This is a genomic window from Aeromonas finlandensis (assembly GCF_000764645.1).
Classification (GTDB): domain Bacteria; phylum Pseudomonadota; class Gammaproteobacteria; order Enterobacterales; family Aeromonadaceae; genus Aeromonas; species Aeromonas finlandensis.
Window position 1 is genome coordinate 1 of record NZ_JRGK01000092.1, and the last position, 5,720, is coordinate 5,720.

Sequence of the window (5,720 nt, forward strand, 5' to 3'; positions counted from 1 at the left end):
GCCAAATGGCTATTGACCCAATCAACCATTGCGTCCCCTGCCCTCCCTCGTTATGGTGGCAGCCAAATTGATGATCTGGAGTCACTCACATGGCCTTTTTCCGCTTCTTGTTCAATCTGCTCTGGTTTGTACTGGGAGGTGTCTTTATGGGCCTGGCCTGGTGGCTGGCCGGTCTTATCTGCTTTATCTCGCTGGTCGGCATCCCCTGGGGACGAGCCTGCTTCGTGATCGGCACCTTTACCTTCTTCCCGTTCGGCAAGCAGGCGGTCAATCGCAAGACCATGACCGGCCAGAGCGATATCGGCACCGGCACCCTGGGGCTGATTGGCAACATCCTCTGGTTCGTACTGATCGGTATCTGGCTGGCTATCGGCCACATCGCCTCGGCGCTGGCCTGCTTTGTGACCATTATCGGTATCCCGTTCGGTATCCAGCATCTCAAGCTGGCCCTGATCAGTCTGGCCCCCATCGGCCAGATGATTGTGACCAACCACGAAGCTGAATCGGGTCGCTATATCCGCTAAACACGGGAAATGCGCGGGCAGACGCTGCCCTGCAACGAAAAAAAGGGCAGACTAGGGTCTGCCCTTTTTTATTCTCTTTTGTTGAGGCCGTCATGTTACCCAGCCACTTTTTCGCCAATCTCGCCCGCATGAAGCTGATCTACCGCTGGCCCCTGATGCGCAACATCCAGCCCGAAAATATTGCCGAGCACAGCCTGCAGGTCGCCATGGTGGCCCATGCCCTCGGCATCATCAAAAACCGGCTGTTTGGCGGCAGCGTGAATGCCGACCGCGCCGCAGTGATGGCGCTCTATCATGACAGCAGCGAGGTACTGACCGGCGATCTGCCCACCCCGGTCAAATACTTCAACCCCGAAATTGCCCGCGAGTACAAGAAGATAGAGCTGGCCGCCGAGCAGCGCCTGCTCGCCATGCTGCCACCTGAACTGGTCGAGGACTTTCGCCCCCTGCTCGACTCGGCTATGCAGGATGAGGAGCTGGCAAGGCTGGTAAAAGATGCTGACACCCTTTGTGCCTATACCAAGTGTCTGGAGGAGATCAACGCGGGCAACCGGGAATTCGAACCGGCTCGCAAGCGCCTCGAGGCGATGCTGGCGGTGCGAATGAGCGATGAGATGCGCTACTTTATCGATACCTTCGTGGCCAGCTTCTCCCTGCCGCTCGATGAGCTGAACGCTCACTAAGCCAGTCCACGCGACCTGAAAACAGCAGGGCCCGCCGGTTTGCACCGGCGGGCCCTTCGTTATTTATGGCGAATTAGATGCGGGTCATCAGTGGCCCAGCTCGCGGGACGGCACCAGACCGCTCGCCCGCCAGGCGGGGTAAAGGGTCGCCACAAGACTCATCAGGATGGCAGCGCCAGTCACGATCAGCAGATCCTGCATATGCAACTCGGTCGGCAAGAAGTCGATGAAGTAGATATCCGGGTTGAGGAAGCGGTGACCGATGAGCTTTTCGACAACGCTCAGGATCTGGGTCAGCTTGCTGGAGAGCAGTCCGCCCAGCAGCGCACCGAGCAACGCGCCGGCCACCCCGTTGACCATCCCCTGAATGACGAAGGTGAGCCGGATCTGGCCGGGGCTCGCCCCCATGGTCTTGAGGATGGCAATCTCGCTGCGCTTCTCGTTCACCGCCATCACCAGGGTGGAGACGATATTGAAGCAGGCGACGGCCACCACCATCAGCATCACCACATACATGACGGTACGCACCATCTGGATGTCCTGATAGAGGTAACCCTGGCTGTTCATCCAGCTGCGGATATAGACGTGATGGGGGAACTGCTGCGCGGCGGCTACCGTGATGGATTGCGCCTTGAGCACATCGCTCACCCGCAGGCTGAAACCCTCCACATCGCTGCCCATGCCGGTGATCGCTTGCGCATCAGCCAGATGCATAAAGCCGAGCAACCCGTCGAGCTGACCGCCGATCTCCAGCAGCCCCACCACAGTCAGGGCTTCGCGCCGGGGATTCTTGATCCCGGTCTGATCACCCCCTTGTGGCAACAACAAACCAAGAGTGTCACCCACCTTGACGCCCAGTTTGTCGGCAATGGTCTTGCCAAGGATCACCCCACGCTCACCCGGTTGCAGCTCACGCAGGCCGCGGCCCGTCATGTATTTGCCCGCATCCGACAAATTGGCTTCCAGCTCCGGCAATACCGCGCGCAGTTGCACCCCCTTGAGGGCGGAGCCGTGCTCCAGCAGGCCATTGAGGCGAATGACCGGCGCAGCGGCCTCGACGCCCGGTTGGGCCAGCAGGTAGTCACGAAGACGGGGCCAATCCGGCAGCGGCCGCTCGACGGCGTCCAGCTCACCTTGTGGCACCACGGAGAGCACCCTGTCTTTGAGCTCCCGCTCGAAACCGTTCATGGCGGAGAGGCCCAGGATCAGCGCCATCACCCCGAGGGCGATACCGATCAGGGAAGAGGCTGAGATAAAGGCGATAAACCCGTTGCGACGGCGGGAGCGGCTGTAACGCAGGCCCAGAAAGAGGGGCAGCGGTTTGAACATCAGGCAACCTCCGCCATCACGCCACTCACCAGGGTCACCCGGCGATGGAGCTTGGCCGCCAGGCTCAAGTCGTGAGTCACCACCACAAACGCAGTGCCCAGTTCACGATTCAGTTCACACAGCAGTTCATACACTGCGGTGGCACTGGCGTGATCCAGGTTACCGGTCGGCTCGTCCGCCAGCACCAGACTCGGTTCGTTGACCAGCGCCCGGGCGATCGCCACCCGCTGACGTTCGCCACCGGAGAGCTCGGAGGGACGGTGGTTCAAGCGATGGGAGAGCCCTACCCGACCCAACATTTTGGTCGCCTTTTCGGTGGCAACCGCCACCGACTCACCGGCGATCAGCAGCGGCATGGCCGCATTTTCCAGCGCACTGAACTCGGAGAGCAGGTGGTGGAACTGATAGACAAAACCCAGCTCGCGGTTGCGAAAGCGAGCCTGGGTGCGACTGTCCCAATGGTGGATATCCTCCCCCTTGAACAGCACGGCACCGCTGGATGGGTTGTCCAGCGCCCCCATCAGATGCAGCAGAGTGGTCTTGCCGGAGCCCGAGCTCCCCACCACCGCCAGCATTTCGCCGGGCGCGACGCAGAGATCGATCCCCTTGAGCACCTGAGTCTCCAGCTCCCCCTCTTTATAGACATGATTGAGCGCCTGGCAGCGCAGCAGAGGTTCACGGGATACGGCTTCATTCATAACAGGGGCTCCACTTACGCCAGTGACCACAGAGGCACCAGTAACAACGCCGGTACTCGCACCGGAGGTAACAACAGAAGATGTATTATTCACGGCATTACTCATAACGCAGCGCCTCGGCCGGTTTCACCCGTGCAGCGCGGGCCGCCGGATAGAGGGTGGCACTGAAGCTCAGCAGCACGGCGCCCAGCAAGATGGTGATGACCTGAACCGGCTCGACAATCACCGGCAAGCCACTGCCGCCCGCCGCCATATAGAGGTTGAGCCCGACCGCATTGAGCAGAGGGTTGAGACCCAAGGAGAGCGCAAGGCCCGCCAGTCCGCCAAACAGGGCGCCAATCACCCCGCTGGAGGCGCCAAGCACCATGAAGATTTTGACGATCCCCGATTCGCTCATGCCCATGGTGCGCAGAATGGCCACTTCGCCCTCCTTGTCCGTCACCACCATCACCAGCGCGGAGAGAATGTTGAAGGTGGCGACGGCGATGATCAGCACCAGCATCAACCCCATCATCCGTTTTTCCATGGCGACCGCCTGGAAAAGCTCGCCCCGCTCGCGGCGCCAATCCTGCCATAGCAACCCGTCCGGCAGCGGCGTCTTGATCACCTCGTCGGCCGCAAACGGGTCATCGAGCCAGAGGCGAATGCCACCGACGGTTTCTGTCGGCAGCCGCAGCAGCCGCTGGGCATCCCCCAGCGCGATCAGCGCAATCTGGTTATCCACATCAGCGCCGACCCCGAAGATGCCGGAGACGGTAAATAGGCGCTGGGCCGGTACCCGGCCAAACGGGGTAAAGCGGGTCCCTTCGGTCAGGATCAGACGAACCTGATCGCCGATGGAGACATTGAGGCGACGTGCCACCCCCTGCCCCAGCACGATGCGGTAGTGACCGGCCTGCAAGGTATCAAGACGCCCCCCCAGCATCTGGCTGTGGAGGATGTCATCCTTGGGCCATTGCGCAGGATCGATCCCCTGCACGCTCACCCCGGTCAGCTGGCCGGGGCTTTGCAGCATCCCTTCGCTGTCGAGCATGGGGGCAGAGGCGACCACATGGGGCAATTTGGCCAGATCCGGCAAGCCTTGCGGGTCTGCATCAATGCGGCCCGCCTGACTGGTCACCACCACATGGGGGATCACCCCGAGGATGCGCCCTTTGAGCTGCCCTTCGAAACCGTTCATCACCGAAATGACCACCATCAGGGCGGCAACCCCGATGGCGATGCCAAAGGTAGAGAACAGGGAGATAAATGAGACGAAGCGATTGCTGCGCTTCGAGCCTGCATAACGCAGGCCGATGGCCAGCGAAAGGGGCTGAAAAAGTCCGGTCTTCAAGGATATGTACGTTGCCAACAAAATAAGATACCGGATAATAAAGGGAAACCGTCCATGACAACAAGGGATAGCCTCCATGCAGGAACAGTTCTTCAGCGTCACTCATGCCACGCCGGTCAATGTGATCCCCATGCCGGCCGACTTCCACCTCCCCTCGCTGGAGGAGCTGGACGCTGAGCTGCCGGAGCCCTTTCGGATCTCCTCGGCCATTACCTCCATCGATCTGGTGACCACTCGCCTGCTGCGCAACCAGAACGATTCGATGCATGACCTGCTCGAGATCGTCAATCAGCAGTCCCGCAAGATCGACATGATCATGGGCTATGTGCTCTCCATGCAGGATCATCCGGAGCAGCGCTTCCACACCCTGCGCTTCGGGGCCGGTCAGCTCACCTACCTGCACCCCTATCATGGTCACGGGGATGCGCCGCACCTGCACCAGATCGTGCGCCTCAAGATCTTCCTGCGGGAAGAGGCGGCCGCCATTTACTGCTATGGCCAGGTCAAACAGCTCGACGGCGGCGAACATGGCACCCATGTGCTGCTCGACTATGTGCGGATCCGCGAAGATGACCGTGAACTGCTGGTACGCGCCAGCCTCCACGTGCAATCGAAGCAGCTCAAGCTGCGCGCCCAAGAGCGTCAGCGCTAACCAGAGCGAACGTCAGCGATAGATAACGTCAACGTTAAAAGAATCGAAACCATGCCAATGAAACTCCCCGCCTTGCCCGCCAAAGCGGGCCAAAAGACCACGCTCGGCCAACTGGTCGGCAGCAGCCTCTCGCTGATTGCAGCCCGTCTCACCAGTGAAGCCAAGGGCCCGGTACTGCTCATCACCGCCGATACCCCGAGCGCCCTGCGCCTTGAGCAGGAGCTTCAGTATTTGCTGGCAGACAAGCAACTGGCCGATCAACCCGCGCCAGTATTGCTGTTCCCCGATTGGGAGACCCTGCCCTACGACACCTTCTCCCCCCATCAGGACATCATCTCCCAGCGGCTCGAGACCCTCTACAAGCTGCCGCAGATGAGCAAGGGGGTGTTGATCGTCCCCATCTCCACCCTGATGTTGCGCTGCGCACCCCGGGTCTATCTCGACAAATACAGCCTGATGGTGAAGGCCGGTCAGCGCCTCAATCTGCAACAACTGCGAGGG

At 60.6% G+C, this 5,720-nt stretch carries 6 protein-coding genes and 1 pseudogene; 4 read left to right on the plus strand and 3 right to left on the minus strand.

Going from position 1 to position 5,720, the window contains the following annotated elements; genetic code table 11:
- Positions 1-89: 89 nt before the first annotated feature.
- Both LD28_RS0109940 and yfbR read left to right on the plus strand, forming a co-directional pair.
- Positions 90-524, plus strand: coding sequence for a YccF domain-containing protein (locus LD28_RS0109940; RefSeq protein ID WP_033136816.1), 435 nt, complete (start codon positions 90-92; stop codon positions 522-524).
- A gap of 92 nt (positions 525-616) precedes the next feature.
- Positions 617-1,207 carry a 5'-deoxynucleotidase gene (gene yfbR, locus LD28_RS0109945; RefSeq protein WP_033136817.1) on the plus strand — a complete coding sequence of 197 codons (591 nt, stop codon included), beginning with the start codon at positions 617-619 and terminating at the stop codon, positions 1,205-1,207.
- 87 nt (positions 1,208-1,294) lie between these two features.
- On the opposite strand, the gene lolE is transcribed toward yfbR, so the two are convergent.
- The 3 genes from lolE to LD28_RS0109960 all read right to left on the minus strand — a co-directional run bounded on the left by lolE (position 1,295) and on the right by LD28_RS0109960 (position 4,567).
- Complete coding sequence (lolE, locus tag LD28_RS0109950; RefSeq protein WP_005360064.1) at positions 1,295-2,536, minus strand: lipoprotein-releasing ABC transporter permease subunit LolE; 1,242 nt, start codon at positions 2,534-2,536, stop codon at positions 1,295-1,297.
- Positions 2,536-3,234 (minus strand): lipoprotein-releasing ABC transporter ATP-binding protein LolD, encoded by a 699-nt coding sequence (gene lolD, locus LD28_RS0109955; protein ID WP_005336988.1) that lies wholly within the window; start codon positions 3,232-3,234, stop codon positions 2,536-2,538. The genes lolE and lolD overlap by 1 nt, the downstream gene beginning before the upstream one ends.
- Before the next feature lie 97 nt (positions 3,235-3,331).
- Complete coding sequence (locus LD28_RS0109960; RefSeq protein WP_033136818.1) at positions 3,332-4,567, minus strand: lipoprotein-releasing ABC transporter permease subunit; 1,236 nt, start codon at positions 4,565-4,567, stop codon at positions 3,332-3,334.
- A gap of 76 nt (positions 4,568-4,643) precedes the next feature.
- Here LD28_RS0109960 and LD28_RS0109965 point away from each other — a divergent pair, with 76 nt between their 5' ends.
- The gene (locus LD28_RS0109965) at positions 4,644-5,219 is read left to right on the plus strand and encodes a hypothetical protein (protein WP_033136819.1); all 576 of its coding nucleotides are present in this window, start codon (positions 4,644-4,646) and stop codon (positions 5,217-5,219) included.
- A 57-nt stretch (positions 5,220-5,276) separates the two neighbouring features.
- Positions 5,277-5,720: pseudogene (locus LD28_RS0109970) on the plus strand (transcription-repair coupling factor); the annotation flags it as partial.

Excerpts from the sequence above, each read along its gene's own strand:
- LD28_RS0109940 (WP_033136816.1), top strand. The coding sequence starts at position 90 with ATGGCCTTTTTCCGCTTCTTGTTCAATCTGCTCTGGTTTGTACTGGGA.
- yfbR (WP_033136817.1), top strand. The coding sequence starts at position 617 with ATGTTACCCAGCCACTTTTTCGCCAATCTCGCCCGCATGAAGCTGATC.
- lolE (WP_005360064.1), bottom strand. The coding sequence starts at position 2,536 with ATGTTCAAACCGCTGCCCCTCTTTCTGGGCCTGCGTTACAGCCGCTCC.
- lolD (WP_005336988.1), bottom strand. The coding sequence starts at position 3,234 with ATGAATGAAGCCGTATCCCGTGAACCTCTGCTGCGCTGCCAGGCGCTC.
- LD28_RS0109965 (WP_033136819.1), top strand. The coding sequence starts at position 4,644 with ATGCAGGAACAGTTCTTCAGCGTCACTCATGCCACGCCGGTCAATGTG.